The 23,427-nt window shown below is 70.0% G+C and carries 24 protein-coding genes; 13 read left to right on the top strand and 11 right to left on the bottom strand.

The annotated features are described in order from the left end of the window. Positions 1-36 precede the first annotated feature (36 nt). The 6 genes from acpS to E2651_RS15005 form a co-directional block, all read right to left on the bottom strand. Positions 37-462, bottom strand: a complete 426-nt coding sequence (gene acpS, locus E2651_RS15030) for a holo-ACP synthase (RefSeq protein WP_135331621.1) — start codon at positions 460-462, stop codon at positions 37-39. Further along, the gene (locus E2651_RS15025; protein ID WP_135331620.1) at positions 441-1,679 is read right to left on the bottom strand and encodes a beta-ketoacyl-[acyl-carrier-protein] synthase family protein; all 1,239 of its coding nucleotides are present in this window, start codon (positions 1,677-1,679) and stop codon (positions 441-443) included. Before E2651_RS15025 ends, acpS begins: the two co-directional genes overlap by 22 nt. Further along, a complete protein-coding gene (locus E2651_RS15020) occupies positions 1,676-2,965 on the bottom strand; it encodes a beta-ketoacyl-[acyl-carrier-protein] synthase family protein (RefSeq protein WP_245238837.1) in 1,290 nt (429 codons plus the stop codon). The genes E2651_RS15025 and E2651_RS15020 overlap by 4 nt, the downstream gene beginning before the upstream one ends. Further along, positions 2,965-4,029 (bottom strand): class I SAM-dependent methyltransferase, encoded by a 1,065-nt coding sequence (locus E2651_RS15015; protein ID WP_167828794.1) that lies wholly within the window; start codon positions 4,027-4,029, stop codon positions 2,965-2,967. The genes E2651_RS15020 and E2651_RS15015 overlap by 1 nt, the downstream gene beginning before the upstream one ends. Beyond that, positions 4,026-4,460, bottom strand: coding sequence for a cupin domain-containing protein (locus E2651_RS15010; RefSeq protein ID WP_135331618.1), 435 nt, complete (start codon positions 4,458-4,460; stop codon positions 4,026-4,028). The genes E2651_RS15015 and E2651_RS15010 overlap by 4 nt, the downstream gene beginning before the upstream one ends. Before the next feature lie 333 nt (positions 4,461-4,793). Then, positions 4,794-5,147, bottom strand: coding sequence for a helix-turn-helix domain-containing protein (locus E2651_RS15005; RefSeq protein WP_245238835.1), 354 nt, complete (start codon positions 5,145-5,147; stop codon positions 4,794-4,796). Positions 5,148-5,309: 162 nt separating this feature from the next. On the opposite strand from E2651_RS15005, the gene E2651_RS15000 reads away from it, so the two are divergent. From E2651_RS15000 to E2651_RS14985, 4 genes are all read left to right on the top strand, one after another. Beyond that, on the top strand, positions 5,310-7,493 hold the full coding sequence (locus E2651_RS15000; protein ID WP_135331617.1) for an alpha-N-acetylglucosaminidase: 2,184 nt from the start codon (positions 5,310-5,312) through the stop codon (positions 7,491-7,493). A gap of 196 nt (positions 7,494-7,689) precedes the next feature. Beyond that, entirely contained in the window at positions 7,690-8,646 is a 957-nt protein-coding gene (locus E2651_RS14995) for a metallophosphoesterase (protein ID WP_135331616.1), read from the top strand. A 9-nt stretch (positions 8,647-8,655) separates the two neighbouring features. Further along, a complete protein-coding gene (locus E2651_RS14990) occupies positions 8,656-9,987 on the top strand; it encodes an MFS transporter (RefSeq protein WP_135331615.1) in 1,332 nt (443 codons plus the stop codon). Further along, positions 9,984-10,982, top strand: coding sequence for a hypothetical protein (locus E2651_RS14985; RefSeq protein WP_135331614.1), 999 nt, complete (start codon positions 9,984-9,986; stop codon positions 10,980-10,982). Before E2651_RS14990 ends, E2651_RS14985 begins: the two co-directional genes overlap by 4 nt. A gap of 23 nt (positions 10,983-11,005) precedes the next feature. Here E2651_RS14985 and E2651_RS14980 read toward each other — a convergent pair whose 3' ends face one another. Then, a complete protein-coding gene (locus E2651_RS14980; RefSeq protein ID WP_135331613.1) occupies positions 11,006-11,842 on the bottom strand; it encodes an alpha/beta hydrolase in 837 nt (278 codons plus the stop codon). A 114-nt stretch (positions 11,843-11,956) separates the two neighbouring features. Between E2651_RS14980 and E2651_RS14975 the strand changes: the two genes are divergently transcribed. Beyond that, positions 11,957-12,391 (top strand): RidA family protein, encoded by a 435-nt coding sequence (locus E2651_RS14975; RefSeq protein ID WP_135331612.1) that lies wholly within the window; start codon positions 11,957-11,959, stop codon positions 12,389-12,391. Here the strand turns inward: E2651_RS14975 and E2651_RS14970 are convergent. The 4 genes from E2651_RS14970 to E2651_RS14955 form a co-directional block, all read right to left on the bottom strand. Then, positions 12,388-13,470 (bottom strand): methyltransferase, encoded by a 1,083-nt coding sequence (locus E2651_RS14970; RefSeq protein ID WP_209446154.1) that lies wholly within the window; start codon positions 13,468-13,470, stop codon positions 12,388-12,390. The two genes, E2651_RS14975 and E2651_RS14970, sit on opposite strands and share 4 nt — an antisense overlap. Then, positions 13,467-14,528 carry a glycoside hydrolase family 6 protein gene (locus E2651_RS14965; RefSeq protein ID WP_245238834.1) on the bottom strand — a complete coding sequence of 354 codons (1,062 nt, stop codon included), beginning with the start codon at positions 14,526-14,528 and terminating at the stop codon, positions 13,467-13,469. The genes E2651_RS14970 and E2651_RS14965 overlap by 4 nt, the downstream gene beginning before the upstream one ends. Positions 14,529-14,646: 118 nt before the next feature. Further along, positions 14,647-15,384 carry an aspartate/glutamate racemase family protein gene (locus E2651_RS14960; protein WP_135331610.1) on the bottom strand — a complete coding sequence of 246 codons (738 nt, stop codon included), beginning with the start codon at positions 15,382-15,384 and terminating at the stop codon, positions 14,647-14,649. Further along, entirely contained in the window at positions 15,385-16,872 is a 1,488-nt protein-coding gene (locus tag E2651_RS14955) for an NCS1 family nucleobase:cation symporter-1 (RefSeq protein ID WP_135331609.1), read from the bottom strand. 151 nt (positions 16,873-17,023) lie between these two features. Between E2651_RS14955 and E2651_RS14950 the strand changes: the two genes are divergently transcribed. The 8 genes from E2651_RS14950 (at position 17,024) to E2651_RS14915 (ending at position 23,375) form a co-directional block, all read left to right on the top strand. Beyond that, positions 17,024-17,689 carry a GntR family transcriptional regulator gene (locus tag E2651_RS14950; RefSeq protein ID WP_135331634.1) on the top strand — a complete coding sequence of 222 codons (666 nt, stop codon included), beginning with the start codon at positions 17,024-17,026 and terminating at the stop codon, positions 17,687-17,689. A gap of 161 nt (positions 17,690-17,850) precedes the next feature. Then, a complete protein-coding gene (locus E2651_RS14945) occupies positions 17,851-18,180 on the top strand; it encodes a TadE/TadG family type IV pilus assembly protein (RefSeq protein WP_135331608.1) in 330 nt (109 codons plus the stop codon). 9 nt (positions 18,181-18,189) lie between these two features. Then, on the top strand, positions 18,190-19,536 hold the full coding sequence (locus E2651_RS14940) for a CpaF family protein (RefSeq protein WP_135331607.1): 1,347 nt from the start codon (positions 18,190-18,192) through the stop codon (positions 19,534-19,536). Positions 19,537-19,609: 73 nt separating this feature from the next. Continuing rightward, positions 19,610-20,560 (top strand): type II secretion system F family protein, encoded by a 951-nt coding sequence (locus E2651_RS14935; RefSeq protein ID WP_135331606.1) that lies wholly within the window; start codon positions 19,610-19,612, stop codon positions 20,558-20,560. A gap of 30 nt (positions 20,561-20,590) precedes the next feature. Continuing rightward, positions 20,591-21,466 (top strand): DUF5936 domain-containing protein, encoded by an 876-nt coding sequence (locus E2651_RS14930; protein ID WP_135331605.1) that lies wholly within the window; start codon positions 20,591-20,593, stop codon positions 21,464-21,466. Positions 21,467-21,853: 387 nt separating this feature from the next. Continuing rightward, positions 21,854-22,141, top strand: coding sequence for a hypothetical protein (locus E2651_RS14925; RefSeq protein ID WP_245238841.1), 288 nt, complete (start codon positions 21,854-21,856; stop codon positions 22,139-22,141). Then, complete coding sequence (locus E2651_RS14920) at positions 22,138-22,749, top strand: pilus assembly protein TadG-related protein (RefSeq protein WP_135331632.1); 612 nt, start codon at positions 22,138-22,140, stop codon at positions 22,747-22,749. The genes E2651_RS14925 and E2651_RS14920 overlap by 4 nt, the downstream gene beginning before the upstream one ends. A 32-nt stretch (positions 22,750-22,781) precedes the next feature. Continuing rightward, a complete protein-coding gene (locus E2651_RS14915) occupies positions 22,782-23,375 on the top strand; it encodes a hypothetical protein (RefSeq protein WP_135331604.1) in 594 nt (197 codons plus the stop codon). Positions 23,376-23,427: the final 52 nt, after the last annotated feature.

Below are 23,427 nucleotides of genomic sequence, written 5' to 3'. Positions count from 1 at the left end.
GTACTCCTTGCGCAAGTTGATGTATTCGGGCTTCCGTCAGTCGGCGACGGCGATCGCCACGGCGACGCCCGCCTCGTGCGAGATGCTCACGTGCAGGCCGCTGTAGGCGGCGCGCCGGAAGGCCTCCTCGGCCCGGCCCGTGAGCCGGGGCACCGGCTGCCCCGACGCGTCGCGGCCTATCTCGACGTCCAGCCAGCCGCACCCTTCGCCGTATCCGCCGAGCGCCTTGCGCACGGCCTCCTTGGCGGCGATCCGGCCGGCCATGCGGTAGGCGCGGTGGCGCGGCGAACCGTCGCACAGGGCCTGTTCGTTGACCGTGAGCAGGCGCCCGACGATCCGCTGTCCGTGCCGCTCGACCATGCCGCGCAGCCGCTCGACGTCGACGACATCGATGCCTACGGCCCGGATGCCCGCGAGCGCGGGCAGGGGCCCCGTCGCACTCAACGCCTCAGCAACAGACATGCGTTGACACCTCCCAGGCCGCGCGAGACCACGAGCGTGTGCTCAAGACCCGAGACCGGGCGCGCCTCACCGGCGACCAGATCGAGGTCGATGCCCGGCGCCCTCCGATCCAGGTTGACCGTCGGCGGTACGACGCCTTCGCGCATCGCCCGCAGCGCGAGCGCCGTGTCGGCGGGCGCCGCGGCCCCCAGCAGATGCCCGAAGCCCGACTTGGGCGCGGTGACCGGCAGTTGACTCGACCTGGCACCGAACGCCTCATGCAGCGCGTACCCCTCCGTGACGTCCTCGAAGGGGATCCCCGAACCGTGCGCGAAGACCGCGCCGAGGTCGGCGCCGGTGATCCCGGCGCGTTCGGTGGCGGTGCGCATGGCCCGGCCGAGGACCTGTCCGGTGGGTTCGACGGTGTAGTACGGCATGTAGCCGTCCGTAGTCACGCCCCAACCGGCCAGTCCGCCGAGGATCGTGGCGCCGCGCCGCTCGGCGTGCTCGCGGCGCTCCATCACCAGGAAGACCGCGCCCTCGCCGAAGACGCTGCCGCCGTGGCCCGCGTCGAAGGGCCGGTACAGCTCGTGCGGGGCGAGCGAGGCGCGGGACTTGGCGCCGAGCCCGCTGGTCTCCATGCAGAGCCAGCCGTACGGCGAAAGGGGCGCCTCCACGCCTCCCGCGATCACCACGTCCGCGCGGTCGCGAAGCAGCGACTCCGCCGCGCCGATCAGTGCGTAAGCACCGCCGGCCCGGTCGGCGACGTACGTACGGGCCGGGCCCTTGATCCCCTGGTCGATGCAGATGTTGCCCTGCGGCGCGGCGGGGAACCAGGCGGTCGCCTGGTAGGGGCTGACGGCCCGTGGCCCGTCGGTCCACAGGTGGCGCAGCTCGCGCTCGGCGAACTCCCAGCCGCCCAGGACGTTGCCGACCATGACGCCGGTCCGCTCGGGTGTGACCTGGTCGCCCACGGTGACGCGGGCGTCCGCGAGTGCCTGGCGCACGGCGTGCACGGACAGGTGGGTGAAGCGGTCGGTGCGCTTGACGAAGCGGGACGGCAGTTCGGCGCGGGCGTCGAAGCCCGACTGCCCCGCCGCGTCGCACGCGTACTCCGACGCGTCGAACCGATCGATGGCGCCGACCAGCGGTGTGCCCTCGCGCGCGCGCTCCCAGAAGGGATCGATCCCGATCCCGGCAGGCGTGACCGCGCCGATTCCGGTGATGACGACGCTCATCGGTGGGCCCCTTCCCGTACGGCACGGGTGACGAGCGCGGCGTGCAGCCCGGCGAATCCGCTGGCGCCCTTGAGGATCGTGTCGCCGTCCCACGGGCGGCCGGCCCCCGGGACGTAGTCCAGGTCGCAAGTGGGGTCCGGGTTCTCGTAGTTGGCGGTCGGGTGGACGAAGGAGTGCTTGCCCTCCAGGGCGCAGAGCACGATCTCCATGGCGCTCGCCGCGGCCAGCGCGTGGCCGACCATGGACTTGGCCGAGTTCACCGGGATCTCGCGGGCGCGCTCGCCCAGCGCGAGCTTGAGGGCGCTGGTCTCGCAGGTGTCGTTCTGCGGGGTCGAGCTGCCGTGCGAGTTGACGTGATCGATGTCCTCGGGACACAGGCCGGCCTCCGCGACGGCCTGGGTCATGGCGCGGGTCAGGTCCGCGCCGTCGGACAGCAGATCGGTCATGTGTACGGCGTTGGAGGTGTGCGAGAAGCCGTCGACGCTCATGTACGGCTTCGCGCCCCGCTTCGCCGCGTGCTCGCGCGACTCCAGGACGACGATGCCGCAGCCCTCGCCGAGCACGAAGCCGTCGCGCCCCACGTCGTACGGTCGTGAGGCGGCCTCGGGCCGGTCGCCGTGCGAGCGCGAGAGACAGTTGATGATCTCGAAGGACGCCACGGTCACCGGGGTGATGGGTGCCTCGCTCGCCCCCGCGATCATCACGTCCGCGTCGCCGTGCCGGATCGTCTCGTAGGCGTGCCCGACGGCGTCGACGCCGCCGATGCAGCCCGTCGACAGGGTCACGCACGGGCCCCGCATGCCGAGCAGCGCGGACAGGATCGTGCCCGGAGTGTTCGACATCGAGGCGAGGTAGAGGTCGCGGCCCGCCTTCGCCGGGTCGATGGGCTTGCGCCCCTCGTCGGTCACCCGCAGGAACTCCTCCTCCATCCTCGGGGTGCCGCAGATCGCCGTGGACAGCGAGAGTCCCGCGCGATCGGGGTCGTATCCGCCCTGTTCGAGGCCCGCGTCACGGACGGCCTGGTACGCGGCCGCGACGGCGAACTGCGTATAGCGGTCGAGCCGTTGCACCTCGGGCGGCAGCGCGGGTATCTCCTCCTCGAACCCCTCGACCTCGGCGATCGAGTCCGACAGGAAGTCGAAGTCTCCGAAGAGCGCCGAACTCGTGATGTCGGAAAGGGGCTTGGTGACGCTCTTCCCCGCTGAGATGGTCTTCCATAATTCTTCTGTACCTATGCCGGCCGGGCTGACCACACCGAGCCCGGTGACCACCACTTCTCGCACCACTAACGCCTTTCTCCTGTCAGGACCGTGATGAGGCCGTGTGTGACGGACTCCTTCGCCGTCACCCCGTATTTCTGCATGACCGCGCGGTACGCGGATTCCTCCTGGACCGCGCCCGCCTCGGTGTTCACCAGCAGGCTGAGCGCGATCATCGGCCGGTGCAGGGCGGGCCGCCCCGGCTCCTGGCGCATGACGTCGACGACCAGGAGCGTGCCGCCGGGACAGAGCAGCCGGGCGCACTCCCCGACGAGCCGCTCTGTGGCGGCGGGTCCCGCGAAACGGCCCAGGTGTGCCAGGACGACGGTGTCGAAGCAGCCGTCGGGGAAGGGCGCCTTGACGGCACCCTTCGCGACATCCCCGCTGAAGTCGGCGGGCACGAAACGGAACCGCTCAGCCACGCCGAACTCCTCCGCCCGCCCGCGCGCGGCCCCGAGCAGCTCGGGATCGTCATGCGCCACCACCCGCGCCTCCGGGTCGGCGGCGGCCAGCGCGATGCCCCACTCCCCGCTCCCTGCCGCGAAGTCGAGGACGCGACCGGCCGCGGGCAGGGACAGCTCCCGCACCACACGGAAGGCGGTGCGCACGGCCACGGGAAAGATCCCGCAGAACATGCCGGGATACCGCCCGCGCGCCTCAGGCAGGCCAAGCTCACCACCACCGTGCCCGCCGCGCCGCACCAGTTCGGTCAGGCCGCTCCACTGCTCCCACTCCTCGAGTACGTCCGTGAAGTGATCGCCGAGATAGCCCCGGCCGCCCCCGACCAGATAGGCACGGGAGGCCTCGGTGAGCGTCCAGCTCTCGTCGTCGCCGCCCGCGACGAGACCCAGCTCCTCCAGGGCGGCGAGCAGTGCGCGCAACGCGGCACTGTCGCAGCCCAGTTCGGCGGCGAGACCCCGCGTGCCACGGGGCCCTCGGCCGAGGCCGGTGAACACGCCGAGGTCCACTGCCGTGCCGAGGACCCTGGCGCGGGCGAACCCGAAGTTCAGGGCGAGCAGCGGGCCGGGGTCCGGGGCGTCCTCGTAGGGCGTGAGGGCGCGGCTCTCGGCCGCCGCGGTCGGGGCGGTCACCTGCCGCCCTCCACGAGGCTCATGTACTGGGGGTTCTGCGTGTACTCGTACGGGTCGTCGGAGAGGAAGACGTTGCGCACGGGCGGCCGCTCGCACGGTGCGACGACCAGGAACCGGCAGGTCTGGCCGGGTCCGGTGACGAAGCCGTGGGGTTCGTTGCGCGGGATGAAGATGGCATCGCCGGGCCCGACTTCCTCGGTCCTGCCGAGTTCCGGCATGACGAGCCCCATCGACCCCTCGAGCACATAGATCTCGTGTTCCCACTCGTGGTAGTGCGGCGGTGTCGAGCCGTTGGGAGACACCTCGAATTCGGTGAGGACGAATCGATCGGCGCCGTCCGGTGTGTCGATCAATTTCCGGTGCGTGGTCTCCTTGGCGCCCGGTTCGCGGACGATCTCGGCCTTTACCGCTGTCCTGTGCACGCGCTTCATGTGCTGCCTTTCCCTGACGGAATGATGTGAAGGGATGACGAGAACGTAAGGCGGGGACGGCGCCCTCATCTATGGGCATAGACCGCCGCTGACGTCGGGACTTGAGGCCGGGCGTGCGGGGGCGGATCGCCCATGGGGACGGGACAGAGTCCCAGGCGGCACCACGTGGACTTCCGGGACCACCACGTGGACTTCCGGGACCACCTCGTGGACTTCCGGCGACGCCCGCCCGCGAGTACGCTTCGAAAATCGCATCAGCGGGCTTCAGGAGGATCCGGCACCATGAGCCCGGAGCGGAGTCCTACTCCGCCGTCTCGCTGATGGGCGAGGTGCTTACGGCCGGTCCGCCGCCGAGTCGGCGCCGACCTCGACAGCCCACTGCCGGGCCCAGGCATCCAGAGGCATCAGCGCCTGATGGGCCTCGCGGCCGAGCGCGGTCAACGCATAAGCGCTGTCCGGCAGTTGCTGGACGAGGCGGGCCTCGAGGAGTTCGGTCAGGCGCTGACGCAGCACGCTGGACGACATGGCGTCACAGCGCTCCCGCAGCGCGCGAAAGCCCAGCGGCCCTTCCCGCAGCTCCCAGACGATCCGCAGGCTCCAGCGGCGCCCGAACAGATCGAGCGCGGCCATCAGCGGGCGCCCGGTGGTGGAGGCGCCGGTCGGCCTGCCGGGCAGCGGTGTGCTCATCCGCCGACGCTAACACCACCGCTTCGGCTATCGAAGCGGCGGGCGTAGCACGGCCCCGGCGGCGCCCCGCGCGGAACCTTGACCGCGCCCCCCGCCCCCTTCATCGTGAGGCGCCGTCCACGCCCGTCGGGCACCGCCGAACCGGGAGGGTATCCCTTCACCATGCCCCTGGCCCGCCGCACCTTCCTAGCCGCCATCGCCGGCACGACCGGCGCCACGGTCGCCTGTTCCGGAGCCGCCGCCGACAGCACACCGTCCGGGAGGCCACCGGCCGCCGACGCCGCCCGCCGCCTGCTCCCCCGGCACTGGGAACAGCTCACCTTCGAGACATCGGGCCCCGCCGACACCTTCCGGATATCCGGTCGACACGGGGCCATCACGGTCACCGCCCCCACCCCCGCAGTCCAACTCACGGGCCTGCGCCACTACTTGAAGCACACCACGCACACGAACATCACCTGGGCGGGCAGCCAGACGGACCTCCCCGACCGTCTCCCCGGCCTGGACAGACCACTGACGGGCCGGGCCAACACCCCGCACCGCTTCGTGCTCAACGACACGAACGACGGCTACACGGGGGCGTACCACGACTGGTCGTACTGGGAGCGCGAGCTGGACGTGCTCGCACTGCACGGCTACAACGAGGTGCTCGTGTACGTGGGCGCGGACGCGCTCTACCACCGGGTGTTCCAGCAATTCGGTTACTCCGACCAGGAGTTGCGGGAGTGGGTCCCGGCCCCGGCGCACCAGCCGTGGTGGCTGCTGCAGAACATGTCGGCGTTTCCGTACCCGGTGTCGCGTCAACTCCTCGACCGGCGGGCCGCCTTGGGCAGGCGCATCGCGGACCGCATCCGCGAGCTGGGCATGACCCCCGTGTTCCCCGGCTACTTCGGGACGGTCCCGCCCGACTTCACGGCGAAGAACCCCGGGGCGAAGACCGTGCCGCAGGGCGACTGGGTCGGGTTCACGCGCCCGGACTGGCTGGACCCGCGCACGGAGCACTTCGCTCGCGTGTCCGCCGCGTTCTACCGCGCCCAGGACGAGTTGTTCGGCCCTTCGACGATGTACAAGATGGATCTCCTCCACGAGGGCGGCAAACCCGGGGACGTACCGGTCGCCGATGCGGCCAAGGCGGTGGAGAAGGCGCTCCAGAGCGCGCACCCCGGCGCGACCTGGGTGATCCTCGGCTGGCAGAGCAATCCCCCGAAGGCCATCGTGGACGCGGTCGACAAGTCGCGGATGCTGGTGGTGGACGGCCTCTCCGACCGCTTCCCCACTGTCACCGACCGCGAGTCCGACTGGAACTCGACGCCCTACACCTTCGGTTCGATCTGGAACTTCGGCGGACACACGACGCTGGGCGCCAACACCCCTGACTGGGCCGAGCTGTACGAGAAGTGGCGCACCAAGGACGGCAGCACGCTGTCCGGCATCGCCCTGATGCCGGAGGCGGCGGACAACAACCCGGCGGCGTTCGAGCTGTTCTCCGAACTGGCCTGGCGTACGGGTGACTTGAACCTGAAGGACTGGTTCAGCGACTGGTCCGTGGCCCGCTACGGTGCGGCGGACCCGCACGCGGCAGCCGCCTGGGACATCCTGCGCCGCACGGCGTACGGCACGACGCGCGCCGACGAATGGTCCGAGGGCGCGGACGGCCTGTTCGGGGCGCGACCGAGCCTGTCGACCAAGTCGGCGGCGGCCTGGTCACCGCAGTCCATGCGCTACGAACCGACGGACTTCGAGCCGGCGCTCGGCGAACTGCTCGCTGTCCGACGGGAGTTGCGCGACACCTCGGCGTACAGCAGGGACGTACTGGACGTGGCACGCCAGGCCCTCTCCAACCGAAGCCGCACCCTGCTCCCCCAGATCAAGCAGGCGTACGACGCCAAGGACGCCCCCCGCTTCGACGAGCTGACGCGCGGCTGGCTCGCACTCATGGACCTGCTCGACAAGCTGATGGCAACGGACTCCCGCCACCTTCTTGGCCGTTGGGTGGCGGACGCCCGTTCGTGGGGAGCCGACAGCACGGAGAAGGAGCGGCTCGCGTACGACCAGCTGTCGCTGCTCACCGTGTGGGGCACGCGGTCCGGGGCGGACGCGGGCCTTCGTGACTACGCCAACCGGGAGTGGGCCGGGCTCGTGGGCGGCCTCTACCGGCTGCGCTGGGACACGTACTTCAAGGAGCTGCGGGCGGCGCTGGCGGAGGGCCGTGAGCCGAAGCCGATCGACTGGTTCGCGGTCGAGGAGGGTTGGATTCGCGATCCGGGAGCGCTTGCCACCCGCCCGACCGGAGACACGTACAAAGTCGCTGTTCAGGTGCGCGAACGTCTGACGGAAGGGCGTTAGCACCCCGCGCGACAGCCTCCAAGATCACCAACTCCCCCTCCATTGACGGGTATACGTCACCCCAAAACTCTGGTAGGAAACTTTCCTAACAATAATTCACCCGGTGCTATTGACGCGCACATGTCGTCTCGACAAGATGCCTGCGGAACGGTCCCCCCACACCGCTCACGGCGCCCACGCCGATTAGGAGACGGACATGCCGCCCACCCCCCGCACCATGAACACCCCCATAGGGAAGGCCCGTTGGGCCATTCCGCTCGCCGCAGGCGCCTCGCTGGCCCTGGTCGGCGGCGTGCTGCTCTGGTCCCCGGCCGGCGAGGCCGACGCCGCGCCGACCGGCAAGGACACCAAGGCCGCGTTCACCGCGGTCGCCGCCGGCGACATCGCCGAACAGTGCACCGAGGGCGACAGCGGCTGCGAGCACCCCAAGACCGCCGCGCTCGTCGAGAAGCTCAACCCGTCCTTCGTGATGACGATGGGCGACAACCAGTACGACGACGCCCGGCTGCAGGACTTCGAGAAGTACTACGACACCAGCTGGGGCGCGTTCAAGGACAAGACGCGCCCGGCCCCGGGCAACCACGAGACGTACGACCCGGAGGGCCCGCTCGCGGGCTACAAGTCGTACTTCGGGGACGTGGCCTACCCCAAGGGCGAGAGCTACTACAGCTACGACCAGGACAACTGGCACTTCATCGCGCTCGACTCCAACAGCTTCGACGACGACGCGCAGATCGACTGGCTCAAGGCCGACCTCGCCGCCAACTCCAAGAAGTGCGTGGCCGCCTACTGGCACCACCCGCTCTTCTCCTCGGGCGAGCACGGCAACGACCCGGTCAGCAGGCCGGTCTGGAAGCTGCTCTACGACAACAAGGCCGAGCTGGTGCTCAACGGCCACGACCACCACTACGAGCGCTTCGCCCCGCAGAACCCGGACGGCGACGCCGACGACAACGGCATCGTCGAACTGCTCGGCGGCATGGGCGGCGCCAACCCGTACAAGATCGAGGAAGTGCAGCCCAACAGCGAGAAGCGGCTCACCGAGACGTTCGGCGTGGTGAAGCTGGACTTCACCGACACCGGCTTCTCCTGGGACCTCGTCGGCACGGACGGCGCGACGAAGGACAGCAGCCCGTCCTACGAGTGCCACTGAGCCGGCGGGATGTATCTGGCATCCACTGACGCGGTCGCCAAAGCCAAAGGCAAGGCAAGAGCCACGACCGAAGCCGAGGCCGAAGCCGCCCCTCAGGGGGCGGCGGAAGCCAAGACCAAGGCCGAGGCCAAGCGCGGCCGCGTCGCCGGGCCCGTCATCGCCCTCGGCGCGGTCAGCCTGGTCACCGACATCTCCTCCGAGATGGTCACGGCGGTCCTTCCGCTCTACTTCGTGCTCCAACTCGGCCTCTCCCCCCTCCAGTTCGGCTTCCTCGACGGCCTCTACAACGGCGTCACCGCCTTCGTACGGCTCCTCGGCGGTTACGCCGCCGACCGCGGCGGACGGCACAAGCTCGTCGCGGGCGGCGGCTACGCCCTCTCCGCGCTCTCCCGGCTCGGCCTGCTCCTCGCGGGCGGTGCCACGGCCGGGATCGGCGCGGCGCTCGCCGCGGACCGCATCGGCAAGGGGGTGCGCACCGCGCCGCGCGACGCGCTGATCTCGCTCAGCAGCCCGCCGGACGCCCTCGGCCGCGCCTTCGGCGTGCACCGCGCGATGGACACGACGGGCGCGCTGCTCGGTCCGCTCGCCGCGTTCGCGCTGCTGTGGGCGACGGCGGACGCGTACGACGCCGTGTTCGTGGTCAGCTTCTGCTTCGGGCTGCTCGGGGTGCTGATGCTGGTCGCGTTCGTACCTGGCCGTCACGACGAGCGGGTGGCGCCAGCGCCTCCAAATACGTCAAAGGCCAAGCGCGGCCGGGTACTTGACCTCCTACGCATCCCCGCGTTCCGCCGCGTCCTCGGGGCGGCTGCGCTGCTCGGCGCGGCCACCATCGGTGACGCCTTCCTGTATCTGCTGCTCCAGCGGCGGCTCGATTTCGCGGTCAGCTGGTTCCCGCTGCTGCCCCTGGGCGCCGCCGCCGTCTATCTGCTGCTCGCGGTGCCCGCGGGGCGGCTCGCCGACCGTGTGGGCCGCCGCATCCCGTTCCTGGCCGGGCACGCGGCACTGCTCGGCGGTTACGTCCTGCTGCTCTGCCCCACCGCCGCCTTGCCCCTGCTGATCGGCGTACTGCTGCTGCTCGGCGTCTTCTACGCCGCCACCGACGGCGTCCTGATGGCGCTCGCCACGCCCGTGCTTCCGCAGGGGCGCAGGGCGAGCGGCATGGCGGTGCTCCAGACGGGCCAGGCCCTGGCCCGGCTGGTCGCCGCGGCCGGCTTCGGGGCGGCCTGGACGCTGTGGGGCATCGGCTCCGCGCTGACCTGCGCGGTGCTCGCCCTCACGGCGGCACTGGCGGGGGCGGCGCTGCTGCTTCCCCGCGGCGAAATCCTCGAAAGGCAGGCATGACCGCACAACCACCCTCCTTGCGCGCCCGGATCACCGCCGTGGCGGTGGCGGCCGCCGTCCTCGCCACGGTCGCCGTCGCCTACACCCTGCACGCCGCCGGACGCACCCAACCGGCCGCCGCCGCCTCGGAGTTCGGGCTCGACGCCGGGCATGTGTACTTCCGCAGCTCGGAGGCCGGTGCGGGCCGCGTCGCCCGCACCGCCACGCCGTCCGGCAAGGGGCCGCGCACCACCGGCGGCCCCTCCTGCGAGCGCTTCTACGCCGCCGGGGGCACCGCCGTGTGCCTGCAGCGCCGCTCGGGCATCCCGCCCAAGTCGTACGCCCTGGTCCTGGACGGCAGGCTCAAGGAGAAGCGCCGCATCGCGCTCACCGGCATCCCCAACCGGGCCCGCGTCTCGGCTTCGGGCCGGATGCTGTCGTGGACGATGTTCGCGACCGGCGATTCCTACGCGGGCTCGTCCTTCTCCACCCGTACGTCGATCCTGGACACCCGCACCGGCTATCTCATCAAGAACATGGAGGAGATCCCCCTCACCGTCGACGGCCGGCGCTACCACTCCCCCGACATCAACTACTGGGGCGTCACCTTCGCCGAGGACGACAACCGCTTCTACGCGACGGTCTCGACGAAGGGCAAGACCTACCTGATCCAGGGCGACATGAAGAAGTGGGCGGCGCACACCCTGCGCACGAACGTCGAGTGCCCCTCCCTCTCCCCCGACAACACCCGCATCGCCTTCAAGAAGCGGGTACGGAAGGGCACTTCGGACCCCTGGCGCCTGTACGTGCTCGACCTGCGGACGATGCGCGAGCACCCGCTCGCCGAGTCCCGCAACGTCGACGACCAGGCGGCCTGGCTGGACGACGACACCCTCGCGTACGCCCTGCCGGGCGAGGACGGCCGCAAGCAGGACATCTGGACGACGCGGGCGGACGGCGAGGGAAAGCCGAACCTCCTGGTCACAGGCGGCACTTCACCGGCAGCGGTGCGCTGACCACGTACGCGAGCCCGGCGATCTCACGCCAGGAACCGGGCGACGGGCGCGACGAATCCCGCCGCGTCGTCGAGCCACGGAAAGTGCCCCGCCCCCGGCCGTACGACGAACGTCGCGTCCGGGAACAGCCCGGCGACCTCCGCCACGGCGGACGGCGGCGCGCCCAGATCGACCTCCCCGGCGACCACAAGGACCGGCGCCCCGAACGCGGCGAGCGCCGCGCGCGTGGCCTCGGGGTCGAAGGCACCTTCGGCACCGAAGGCCTCGCTGACGGCCGGGTTCTGCCGGCCTGCCTCCGCCGCCTGGTGCGCTTGCGCGACGGCATCCCAATTGCCGTACGAGAACGGCGCGATGGCCTGCCAGCTGTCCGCAGTGGCGTTGCCGGACACGATGGCTTCCAGCGCCGCGAAGGCCTCCGGGAACCAGGGCTCGCCCTTGCGGAGCAGCGCGGTCTCGCGCCGGGCCGAACCGTCGATCGCGACACCGACGGCCCTGGTGCTCGGCGTGATCAGAACGAGCCTGCCGACCCGCTCGGGGTACCGGGCCGCGTACTGGACGGCGATGTTCGCGCCCGCGCTGTGCCCGAGCAGGTCGATACGGTCGAGCCCGAGGTGCTCCCGCAGGGCCTCGACGTCGTCGACGAGCCGGTCGCACCGGCAGGAGGCGAGGTCGAGCGGCAGCGCTGACTCCCCCGTGCCCCGGATGTCCAGCATGATCAGCTGCCGGTGCGCGGACAGACCCCCGAGCTCACCGAGGTACACGGAGTCCTGCGGGCCGCCGGGCAGGCAGATGAGCGGGGCACCGTCGCCGTACACGTGATGGGCGAGTTCCGTGGCGTCATGCGCGGGGAAGAGGGGCATGGCGGCGATCTTTACAGCGCGGCTCCGGCCGGGGCAACCGAATAGCCCGCCCGCCCCCTCGGTGCCACCGAATTCGGATGCGTACGACCGTCCTGCTCCCGCACGATCAGGGGCATGACCCCCATCCACCGCACCACGGTCCCCACCCTCTTCCCGCCACCCGGATACGCCCACGCCGCCGTCGTCGAAGCAGGCGCCCGCCTCGCCTTCATGGCGGGCTCCGTGCCGCTCGACCCCGAGGGGAACCTCGTCGGGGAGGGCGACGTGCCCCGGCAGACCGCGCAGGTCATCGCCAACCTCGACGAGGCGCTGCGCGCGATCGGCAGTGATCTCTCCCAGGTGGTGGCCAGCACGGTGTACGTGGTCGGGGGCGAACCCGGCGTACTGAGCGAGGCATGGGAGGTCGTTTGCGCCTCCGCCCTGCACGCGGGCCCGCACACCTCGACGCTCCTCGGCACCACGTGCCTCGGCTACCCCGGCCAACTGGTGGAGATCACCGCCACGGCAGTCGTACCGGAGCCGGCTACGACTCCCGAGGCAGCCCGTTAGAAGCGCGCACCACCAGCTTCGGGTCGCCCCGTTTCCGTGGCCGGCCGCCCGACGCAGTCGAGGATCACCTGGCCGAGCGGCGTCGTGTGCGCGCCGGCGACGCGCAGCCCGCAGTCGGCGGCCAGGGCCGTGTACTCCTCGACGCTGCGCTCCCGGCCGCCCGCGAGGACCAGCATGCGCAGATCCATCTCCGCGAAGGCCGCCGGGTCGTCGGTGGACGTCTCGATGACGACGACCCGGCCGTGCTCCCCGGCCGCCTCCGCGCACCTGCGCAGGACGGCCCGCGCCTGCGCATCGCCCCAGTCGTGCACCACTCCGCTGAGGATGTACACGTCCGCGCCGTCGGGCAGCGGGTCGAAGAAGCTCTGCCCGATGACCTCGCACCGGTCCGTGAGACCGCGTGCGGCGAGGGCCTCCCGGCCCCGCTCGGCGGTCTCCGGGAGGTCGAGCAGGGTACCGCGCAGACTCGGGTGGGTTTCGAGGAGCTCGGCGAGGAGGACACCGCGGCCCCCGCCGACATCGGTCACCTGCCGGGCCGTGGACCAGTCGTAGCCGCGTGCCGCGTCCGTCACGAAGGCGGCGGCGGACGACATGGTGGCGTCGAAGGAGGCCGCCATGTCCGGATGTGCCGCCAGATAGGGCCAGAACGGGGCGCCGAAGACCGTCTCCCAAGCGGGCTCCCCGGTGCGGACGGTGTGCATCAGGCTGGTGAACGCCAAGTCCATCGTGCCGCCGAAGCCGTCGAGGTCGAGCCGGCGCCGGAGCTGTTCCGGGTGACCGGAACGCAGCAGCTCCGCGGTGTCGTTGAGCCGGAACAGTCCGGGCTCGGGCTCGGTGAAGACGCCGTGGGCCACCAAGTGCCGCAGCATCCGGCGGAGCGCGTCCGGGTCGGTCCCCGAGCTCCGGGCGAGGTCGTCGGTCCGCCCGGAGCCGTCGGCGAGCAGGTCGGCGATGCCCAGCGTGGCGGCCGTCCGCAGGGCCATGGGGGTGATCAGGTCCATCAGCGGCCCGATGGTCCGCCAGGCCCGAAGCGCGCTGTCGCCCTCGTTCTCCGGGTCCTGCGGGGCCGTCCCTGTCATGGCCGTCTCCCTTCGTCGGCGCCGCCCGCTCCCGACCGCTGGCCCTTGGCCCTGCTCGCGAGGCCCAGCGCGTACTGCGGCCACCACTGCCCGGCGCGCGGCCCGCCCCGGCAGGTTCCGTCGGACTCTCCGGGGCGCTTGATCCACAGGTAGGCGTCGAGCGCGGGATCGCCGGTGCGGGTGGTGGGCGGGGTGCCGAGGGCGCGGCCGGGCGGGTTGCACCAGGCCTTGGCGTCACCGGTGTAGGGGCCGTTGCCGTTGCGGCTGCTGTCGACGACGAAGTGCTTGGCGCCGCCGACGCGGGTCGCGAGGCGATGTCCGTACGCCGAACTGACCGCGTTCGTATGATAGTTGGAGACGTTGAGCGCGAAGCCGTCGGCCTTGGCGATCCCGGCCTGCCGCAGCGGGGTGACCAGGCGCCGCTCGTCGGGAATCCAGCCGGCGTTGCCCGCGTCGAGGTACACCTTGGCGTTCGGGCGGGCCTTGAGGCGTTCGACGGCGTGGGCGAGCAGGGCGTACCGCTCCCCGGCATCGGCCCTCGCACAGCCCGCCACCTCCTGCGCCACGGCGTCCGGTTCGACGACGACGTACGCGGCACGGTCACCGATGGCCGCCGCGACCTCCTCGATCCACCGCCGGTACTCCGCAGCGCCCGCCGCGCCGCCCCGGGAGTACTCGCCGCAGTCGCGGTGCGGGATGAAGTACGCGACGAACACGGGGGTCCGTCCCGTCCAGGCCGCCGCCTCCGCGACGGCACGGATCCGGGGTCCTGGCGACTTGTCGTGCAGCCATACGGCCTGGGCGCGGCCCGCGATGCGGTCCATGAGCCACGCCTGGGCGAAGTATCCGCCGCGCCGCCACGCGGCAGCCTGGCGGGCGGCGGAGCTGTCCGGCTCGACCCAGAACGCGGTGTCCTGCGGCACGGCCACGGAAGCCCCGGCACCGCCGCTCGCCGCCGCGCTCAGGAGCAGCGCGGCGGCGAGGAGCCCGGCACCGCGGCGAAGGGCGGCGCGGGCCCGGATACGGGCTCTGCCGGATCGAACGGTCGGCTGCGACACCGGGCACCTCCGGTTGCTCGGCGCCGGACCTGCCCGGCGCGCTGCACGGAGTCTGAGGCCGTCCGGCCCGCGCAGGGCGCTGTCCCCCGCCGGTCGCGCGACAGATCGTTCCCGAACATCACTCCGACGGCGGCGGTGGTGGCGGCGGTGGTGGCGCCCAAGTGCGGCTCTTCGGCAGGGGTTTGGCATAACCCCCGATCCGGCTGGTGGTCAGGCCGAGCCCGACGAGCGACTCGGCGAGCTTCACCGCGGCGGCCACGCCATCGACCACAGGCATGTCGAGCGCGGCGCCGACCTTCTCCTGCAGCCCGGTCATCCCGGCGCAGCCGAGCACCAGGACCTCGGCCCCCGCGTCGCGCGCCCGCCCCGCGGCGCCGAGGAAGGCGCGCAGGGTGGCCTCCTCGTCCCCCAGGTCGAGGACGCCGAGCCCGGTGCCGACGACGGCCGCACAGTTCCGCGCCACGCCCGCCGCGTGCAGGCTGTCCTCGATCTGGCCGCGGGCCCGGTCGAGGGTGGTGACGACGCCGTACCGCCGCCCGAGCAGACAGGCCAGATGGGCGGCGGCCTCAGTGATGTCGACAACGGGCACGTCGAGCAGCTCCCGGGCGCCCTCACGTCCGTGCTCACCGAAACCCGCCATGACCACGGCGTCGTACGCATCCTCGTAACCACGCAAGGTGTCGAGGACGGCGGCCGCCGAGAGATAGCTGTCGAGCCACCCCTCGGCGGACTCGGGGCCCCAGGCGGGGGTGAGCCCGGTGATCGTGGTGCCCGGGGCGGCCGCGTGCCGGGCACCGCGCACGATCTCCTCGGTCATCGACCGCGTGGTGTTGCAGTTGGTGACGACGATGCGCACTTAGCCCTCCACCGCGGCCGGGGCCTCGGCGGACTCGACGGCCGAAGCGGTCCGCTCCGAGCGGCACAGCGCGCCGTACAGCAGCGCGGCCGTCGCGGTCCCGATGAACCACGAGTACGGGGCTACGTAGTCGAAGAACGGCACCAGCGCGCACACCGCAGCGAAGCCCGCCGTCGGCAGGAAGGCCGCGAGCGCCTTGGGGTTGACGCCCTTCTTGTAGTAGTACGGCGATCCCGGCTCGGCCTTGAAGAGCGCATCGGCGTCGATGCGTCCGCGCTTCACCCAGAAGTAGTCGACGGCGATGATGCCGAACAGCGGCCCGAGGAAGGCGCCGAGTCCGCCCAGGAAGTAGTTCACGACGGTCGGGTTGGAGTACAGGTTCCACGGCGTGACAAGGAGCGCGGCGACCGTGGAGATGATTCCGCCGATCTTGAAGCTGATCTTCTGCGGCCAGACATTGGCCAGGTCGTACGCGGGCGAGACGAAGTTGGCGACGATGTTCACGCCCATCGTGGCGATCGCGAAGGTGAGCGCCCCGAAGATCAGCACCCAGGTGTTGCCGATCTCGGCGACGAGTTCGGCGGGATCGGTGATGGCCTTCCCGAAGACCTCGAGGCTGCCTGCGGTGACGATGACGGAGAGGATCACGAAGGCGGTCGAATTGATGGGCAGCCCCCAGAAGTTGCCGCGCTTGACGGTGCGGTAGTCGGGGGCGAAGCGCGAGAAGTCGCAGAAGTTGAGCATCAGCGTGCCGTAGGTGGCGAGGATGAGGCCGATGGCGCCGAACCACTGCCGCACCTGCTCGCCGGTGGAGACGGGGTCGGGGGTGCTGGTGAGCGAGATGGTCCAGCCGGCCTTCCAGAGGATCCACACGGCGAGGGCGATCATCACGACCCAGATGGCGGGCCCGCAGAAGTCCTGGAACTTCCGTACGGACTCCATGCCCTGGGTCATGATCAGCCCCTGCGCCAGCCAGAGGGCGACGAAAGAACACCAGCCGAGCGCGTGCAGCCCGAGGAAGGAGCCCTCGGTCCACGACTCCAAGCCCGGGAAGGCGGCGATGAGCATGACATTGACCGCGATGGAGGCCAGATAGGTCTGGATTCCGTACCACATGATGGCGATCACGGCCCGGATGAGGGCGGGGATGTTGGCACCCCAGACACCGAAGCTGATGCGGCTGACGACGGGGAACGGCACGCCGTGGCGCTGACCGATGCGCCCCATCATGTTCATCCCGGCATAGATGAGCACGAAGCCGACGAGCAGCGAGGTGAAGATCTGCCAGACGTTGAGCCCGAGCACCAACAAGCCTGCGGCGAAGGTGTAGTTGCCGAGGTTGTGGACGTCGGACATCCACAGTGCGAAGAGGTCGAAGACCTTCCACTTGCGTTCGGCGGAGGGGGCGAGGTCTTCGTTGGTGAGACGGGGATCGGGCACGAAGTCTTTCGTCGCGCCGGGGGAGTCGGCGCGCTGGGCGAGGGACACGGGGCCTCCTGCGAAAGGGGACGGAGGTGCGGCGTGCTTTGGTATACCAAAGTTTGGTATACCAAAGGTGCCGTCATGTTCCCGCCCCCGGAGGCGCTCGGCAATGTCCGTACGGTTACGAATCGGTAAATCGATGCGGGGGTCGGCAATGATGGACACCATGACGACCGTGGAGCAGCCGCTGGGCGCCGTACGCGAACGTGTGCTCGCCGAGCTGCGGCAGGAGATCATCGCCGGACGCCTCGGCCCGGGCGACCGCCTGGTCGAACGGGAACTCGCCGACCGCCTGGGGGTGTCCAGGGTCCCGGTGCGCGAGGCGATCCGGGCACTGGTCGCCGAGGGCTTCATCACCTTCGAGACCCCGCGCAGGACCGTGGTGCGCCGCCTCACCCGCACCGACGTCACCGAACTCTTCGAACTGCGCGAGGCGTTGGAGGTCTTCGCCGCGGGACGCGCGGCACAGCGGGCCACCGAGGAGGGCCTCGCGGAGCTTTCGGCCCTCCTCGACAGCGCGGCACAGGCGACGCGCACGGCGGACGCCGAGGCGATCACCGACATCAACACCCGCTTCCACGACCGCATCCTGGCCATGGCGGGCAACAGCCTGCTGACGTCCGTCATGGAACCGGTCGACGGGCGGCTTCGGTGGATGACGCGACGCAACGAGGAGTGGGCACACCTGCTGACCGAGCACCGGGAGCTGTACGAGGCGGTGGCGTCCGGGGACGCGGAGATCGCCCGGGAGCGGGCGCTGGCGCATGTGCGGACCAACTACGCTTCGACGGTGCGGCACTTGTTCGGCGAGGAGGAGGCGTAGCCCGCCACCTGGCTACGCCCTCGGGCCGCCGGAAAATTCAGCCCGTCCGCAATCTTTCAGCCCCTCCGGCGTTTGAGGAGCGGGGTCTGGGACGGAGCCCCAGTTTCGGGAAGGGGCGGGATCGGGGAAAGGAACCCCGCTTCGACGACCGCGGCGTATCCATGCTCGAGTTCGCCGGATTCCTCCCCATCCTCCTCCTCATCGGCCTCGCGGCCATCCAGCTAGGCCTCGTCGGCTACGCCGCCAACCAGGCGGGCTCAGGAGCCCGCGCGGCAGCGAGAGTCGCCTCCCAGGGCGAAGGCGGCGAGGCCGCGGGCCAGGCCGCCATGGACGGCAGCCTGGACGCCACCGTCGCCATCGCCGGCGGCGCGGACACGACCACGGCGACCGTCACCGCCCAAGTCCCCACGCTCCTCCCCTTCGTGGACACGAACTGGAGCGTGACCAAGGAAGCCACCATGCCCAACGACGACGCAGCAGACGGGAGCTGAGCAAACACAATGAGCCTCCGCGACCGCGTGGCGACCCCACAGACCGACCCCGGCCCCAGCCGCGACGACAGCCTCGTCGCCGTCTACCGCTCCAAGCTCCTCGAAGAGATCGACCTGGCCGAGATGTCGTCCCTCACGGCCGCGGACCGCCGCGTCCGCCTGGAGCGCGTACTGGGCCACATCATCAGCCGCGAGGGCCCGGTCCAGTCGACCTCGGAGCGCGCCCAGCTGATCCGCCGCGTCGTCGACGAGGCCTTGGGCCTCGGCGTACTCGAACCGCTCCTCGCGGACGCCTCGATCACGGAGATCATGGTCAACGGCCCGGACTCGATCTTCGTAGAGCGAGCAGGACGAGTCGAACAACTCCCCCTCCGTTTCGCGTCGAACGACCAGCTCATGCAGACGATCGAACGCATCGTCTCCACGGTGAACCGCCGCGTGGACGAGTCGAACCCGATGGTCGACGCGCGCCTGCCCACGGGCGAGCGCGTCAACGTGATCATCCCGCCCCTCGCCCTGACCGGCCCGACGCTCACCATCCGCCGCTTCCCCCGCGCGTACACCCTGCACGAGCTCATCGGCCTGGGCTCGCTCGACGAGCACATGCTGCTCCTGCTCTCGGCCTTCGTACGCGCCCGCTTCAACATCATCGTCAGCGGCGGCACAGGCTCAGGAAAGACAACCCTCCTCAACGCGCTCTCCGGCCTCCTCCCGGCCCACGAACGCATCATCACGATCGAGGACTCGGCGGAGTTGCAACTCCAACAGGACCACGTCATCCGCCTCGAATCCCGCCCCCCGAACGTCGAGGGCAAGGGCCAGATCACCATCCGCGACCTGGTCCGCAACTCCCTCCGCATGCGCCCCGACCGCATCATCGTCGGCGAGGTCAGAGGCGGCGAGACCCTGGACATGCTGCAAGCCATGTCAACGGGCCACGACGGCTCACTGGCGACGGTCCACGCGAACACGGCGGAGGACGCACTCATGCGCCTCCAGACGCTCGGCTCGATGTCCGAGGTCCAAATCCCCTTCGAGGCACTGAAGGACCAGATCAACTCGGCGGTGGACGTGGTCGTCCAACTCGCCCGCCACGCGGACGGCTCCCGCAAGATCGCCGAGATCGTCCTCCTCGTCTCGCACGGCCGCGAACAGTTCCGCATCGCCCCGGTCACCCGTTTCATCCCCCGCCAGGCCGCCTCTTCCGCGGACCGCCGCGTCCACGGCTACTTCGAGCACCTGCCGCTGCCGCGCCCGGTCGCCGACCGGCTGTACGTGGCGGGGGAGCCGGTCCCGCAGGGCTTCGGGGTCGCGCAGGCCATCGACGTACTGAACACACGAGAGGCGATCGGATGAGCACGAGGGCGGGTGCGCGAGCGCACGAGCAGGAGTCCCATGGGCAGACCTCTGGGCGAGAGGCCACGGCCTGATGGAGAACAAAGCCGCCCTGCTGGCCCTGGGCGCCACCCTTCTGACCGGCACGCTCGCCGTGGCGGGCATCCACGCGTACGCGACGGGCCGCGCCCAGCGCCAGGCACTGGTGGACCGCCTGTCGATCGGCCCCGGCGCGGGCGACGGCGACCCCACCCGCAGGGGCCGCCGCTTCTCGGCGGTGGACCGCCGCCTGCGCCGCACCCGCCTGGGCCGCACCATCCACCTGCGCCTCTCGGCGACGGGACTCGACCTGACGGCGGGCGAGTTCTTCGTCTACGTAGTGGCGGTCGTAGCAGCCCTCTGGCTGATAGCGGCGGCGTCGCTGGCCCCGTTCTTCGGCCCGATCGCGGGAGTGGTGGCGGTCTGGAGCGCGGTGGTGTTCCTCAACTGGCAACGCCAGAAGCGCATCGAGGCCTTCATCAACCAACTCCCGGACGTGGCCCGCATCCTGGCCAACGCAACGGCGGCGGGCCTGGCCCTGCGCACATCGCTGGCAATGGCGGCGGAAGAACTGGAATCCCCGGCAGGCGAAGAACTCTCCATGGTGGCCGACCAGTTGACGCTGGGCCGCTCGATCGACGACACGCTGGGCGAACTGGCAGAACGCCTCCCGTCCCGCGAGCTGATAGTCCTCGTAACGACGCTGGTCCTCTCCAACAAGGCGGGCGGCTCGGTGGTGAACTCCCTCCGCAACCTCACCCAGACCCTGGAGGACCGCAAGGAGACAAGGCGCGAGGTCCGCACGATGCTCTCGGAGGTCCACGCGACGGCGTTCACGGTCCCGCTCCTGGGCCTGGGCTCCCTGCTCCTGATCAACTCCTCCAACGAGGGCGCCCTGGAGCGCGTGACAGGCTCCCCGGTGGGCCAGATGCTGATCCTGATCGCGCTGGGCCTGTACGCGGTGGGCTTCTTCGTGATCCGCCGCCTCGGCAAGATCGAAGTGTAGGGGGAGGGGATCACGTTGTTCGGTCTGGCGATGGCGGCCGTGATGGGCCTGGCGGTGGCGGGCATCTGCCAGGGCGTCCGCATGTACCGCGCGGAGGCGAAACTCCCCGCGGACCTGGCGATAGCCCTAGAGGTGGGCGCCACCCGCGTCTCCGCGGCGGGCTCGGCGGTGGACCGCCTGGGCATCCGTTTCGCGCCCTTGGTCCTGCGCTTGATGGGCCCGAAGAGGGTCGACGCGAAACGCCGCAAGATCGACATGGCGGGAAACCCCGGCGGCCTGACGATCGACCGCTATGCGGCAAGGCGAGCGGTGTACGGCATCTTCGGCCTGGTGATGGGCCTGGTGTTTTTCACGAACGGCTCCTCCCTCTTCGGCGCGCTGACCTTCGCCTTCGGTGTGACGGCGGCGGACGCCCTGATCTGGCAGGCGATACGGGAACGCCGCGAGGTGATCGACCGCACACTCCCCGACTTCCTGGACGTCCTGGCGGTGGTCGTGTCGGCGGGCCTGGGCTTCCGCCAGGCGCTGGACCGCGTGGCGGAGCGGTACGAGGGCCCTTGGGCGGACGAACTACGCATCACCCTCCGCCAGATGGACATGGGGGTGAGCCGCCGCCAGGCCTTCGACGAACTGCGCCGCAGAAACGCATCGGAACAGGTCTCACAATTCGTCTCGGCACTCCAGCAGGGCGAGGAGTTGGGATCCCCGATCGCGGACACACTGATCCAACTGGCAACGGACATGCGCCGCACCGACGCGCAGAACTCCCGCCGCAGGGCGGCGAAGACGATCCCCAAGGCAACGATGGTGACCCTCGTCTTCATGCTCCCGGCGACGATGATCCTGATCGCGGCGGGAATGTTCCTCGGCTCGGGTTCGGACTTCGGCTCGATCCTGGGGAAGTGAGGGGTTTTTGTGAGAGTTCCTGTACGAGTTCAATCAAGCCACTCGGCGAAACCTCTTCGCGGCTGCAACGAGATGTGGGACAGTCGCTCGTGGCTCGGGAAGGGTGCTGCGGCTCCGGCGAGCGCCGCTTCGAGCCCCCGACGATCCAGCAGGACCCAACAACCCTTTGCAAACAGCGAGTTCACGAGACGCACGGGAGGGGAAGTCGTGAAACGCATCGAGCCACCGACTGACCGGCCGCAGTCCCCTGCCGCATGCCTCAGGGGCGCGTGATGACCTCGCCACTGGGGAAGGGAACTCGCCAACTTGCGCGTCTGAAACGGCATTGGTTGCGGAGAGTGGCTGTTGGGTCACATGATCTCGCGTACGTTGCCTATGACGACAGCGGTGTCGGAATTCGTTGCGCCGGCGGTGCGTGTAGCGGTGCGTGTATCGGGTGGGAGAGAAGGGGCCGTCGTGCTGAAGGATCGCGTACTCAGAGTCTGGGTCGACTGGACCGTGACCGTGGCTTCCCGGGTTCGGGGGAGGGAGCGGGATGCGGGGGCTGGGTTTGTGGAGTATGCGGGGTTGATGATTTTGATTGCGGGGATCTTTACGTTGATCGATCAGCTGGGGCTGGACGGACTGATCTCCGGGGCCATCGGCGATGCGGTCAACGACGTGATCGGCGGCTGATAGCTCGTCGCCTGCACGGTGACCGAGGGCAGACTCTCCCCATCTATATCTGGATGACGGGGATTCTGCTCTTTGTTGCCTTCGCCTTCTTTGCGTTCGCCCAGGCCGCGTCCGCGCGTAATGGCGCTCAATCGGCGGCTGATGCGGCCGCGTTGGCGGCAGCGCAGGACGCCCGGGAGGAACTCGTCGACGGATTGGGGGAGTCCATCGGCAAGGACGGCGACGAGTGGCTCGACTGGCTCGACGGTGACAAGTTCACTGGTGACGGCGCTCGTGGCGCGGCGAATGCGCTGGCTGCCGACAACGACTCGAAGGTCATCGACGTCGTACCGGATGAAGTGAACGGCTATCCGGGGTTCTGGGTGGAGATCGAGACCAATTACACCGTCGGTGACTCGATCATTCCCGGCACGGAGACTAAGCACGCCAAGGCTGAGGCCACCGCGATCATCAAGCCGCGCTGCGATCTGGCTCCGTCGGCCGACCCCGAGAAGGCCGTGGAATTCGACTGCGACGGTGGCGACTCTTTCGAGATCGATCCGGACGACTTCGATCGGGATGGCCTGCCCGACGCGTCCGTTCTCTTCTCCGTTCACCTGGCCGACTGATGAGCGATCGACGAAAGAAGGAAGCTCTACCGATGAACATTCGGCGCACCATAAAGACCTGCAGGGCAATGACCGCTGTGGCGATCACTACTGGGCTGGTCCTGACGGTGGCCGGCTGCGGTGGGGGTGACAGTGGCGACGAGGACAAGCCTGACAAGGGCGCGCCGTCATCGTCGCCAGCTAAGAATGGCGACGACGAGAAGAAGACTGAAGCCCCAGCGACCGACAAGGTCTTGGCAGAGGCCAAGGACGGTGACATCAGCGTCACGATCAACTCGGCACTCCGCGACGGGGGCGGCTTCGTCACCGTCTCGGGAACCGTTACGAACAACGGCAGCCGGTCGTGGCTGGCCGCCAACTGGGCCAGTGATGAACGGGAGTTGCGCTCGAACGGAGGCTCTCTGTCGGGCGCAAGCCTGGTGGACAACGATGGGAAGAAGAAGTACCTGGTCCTGCGGGACACATCGGGGCGTTGCCTGTGCACAAAGTTCAGCGGTCAAGTGAGGCAGGGCGACACGACCAGTTGGTTCGCCCAGTTCCCCGCCCCGCCGGAGGGGACCAGCAAAGTCAACTTCCAGGTGGGATCGATGCCCCCCGCCCCCATAGAGATCACCGAGGGTGAGTGACAACCCATGGCCCTGTCTCTAATACACATCTCCGAGCCCACGAGACGCTCAT

This window comes from Streptomyces sp. MZ04 (assembly GCF_004684775.1).
Taxonomy (GTDB): domain Bacteria; phylum Actinomycetota; class Actinomycetes; order Streptomycetales; family Streptomycetaceae; genus Streptomyces.
The sequence above is the reverse complement of the archived record's forward strand: the minus strand, read 5'-3'. Positions and strand labels throughout refer to the sequence as shown.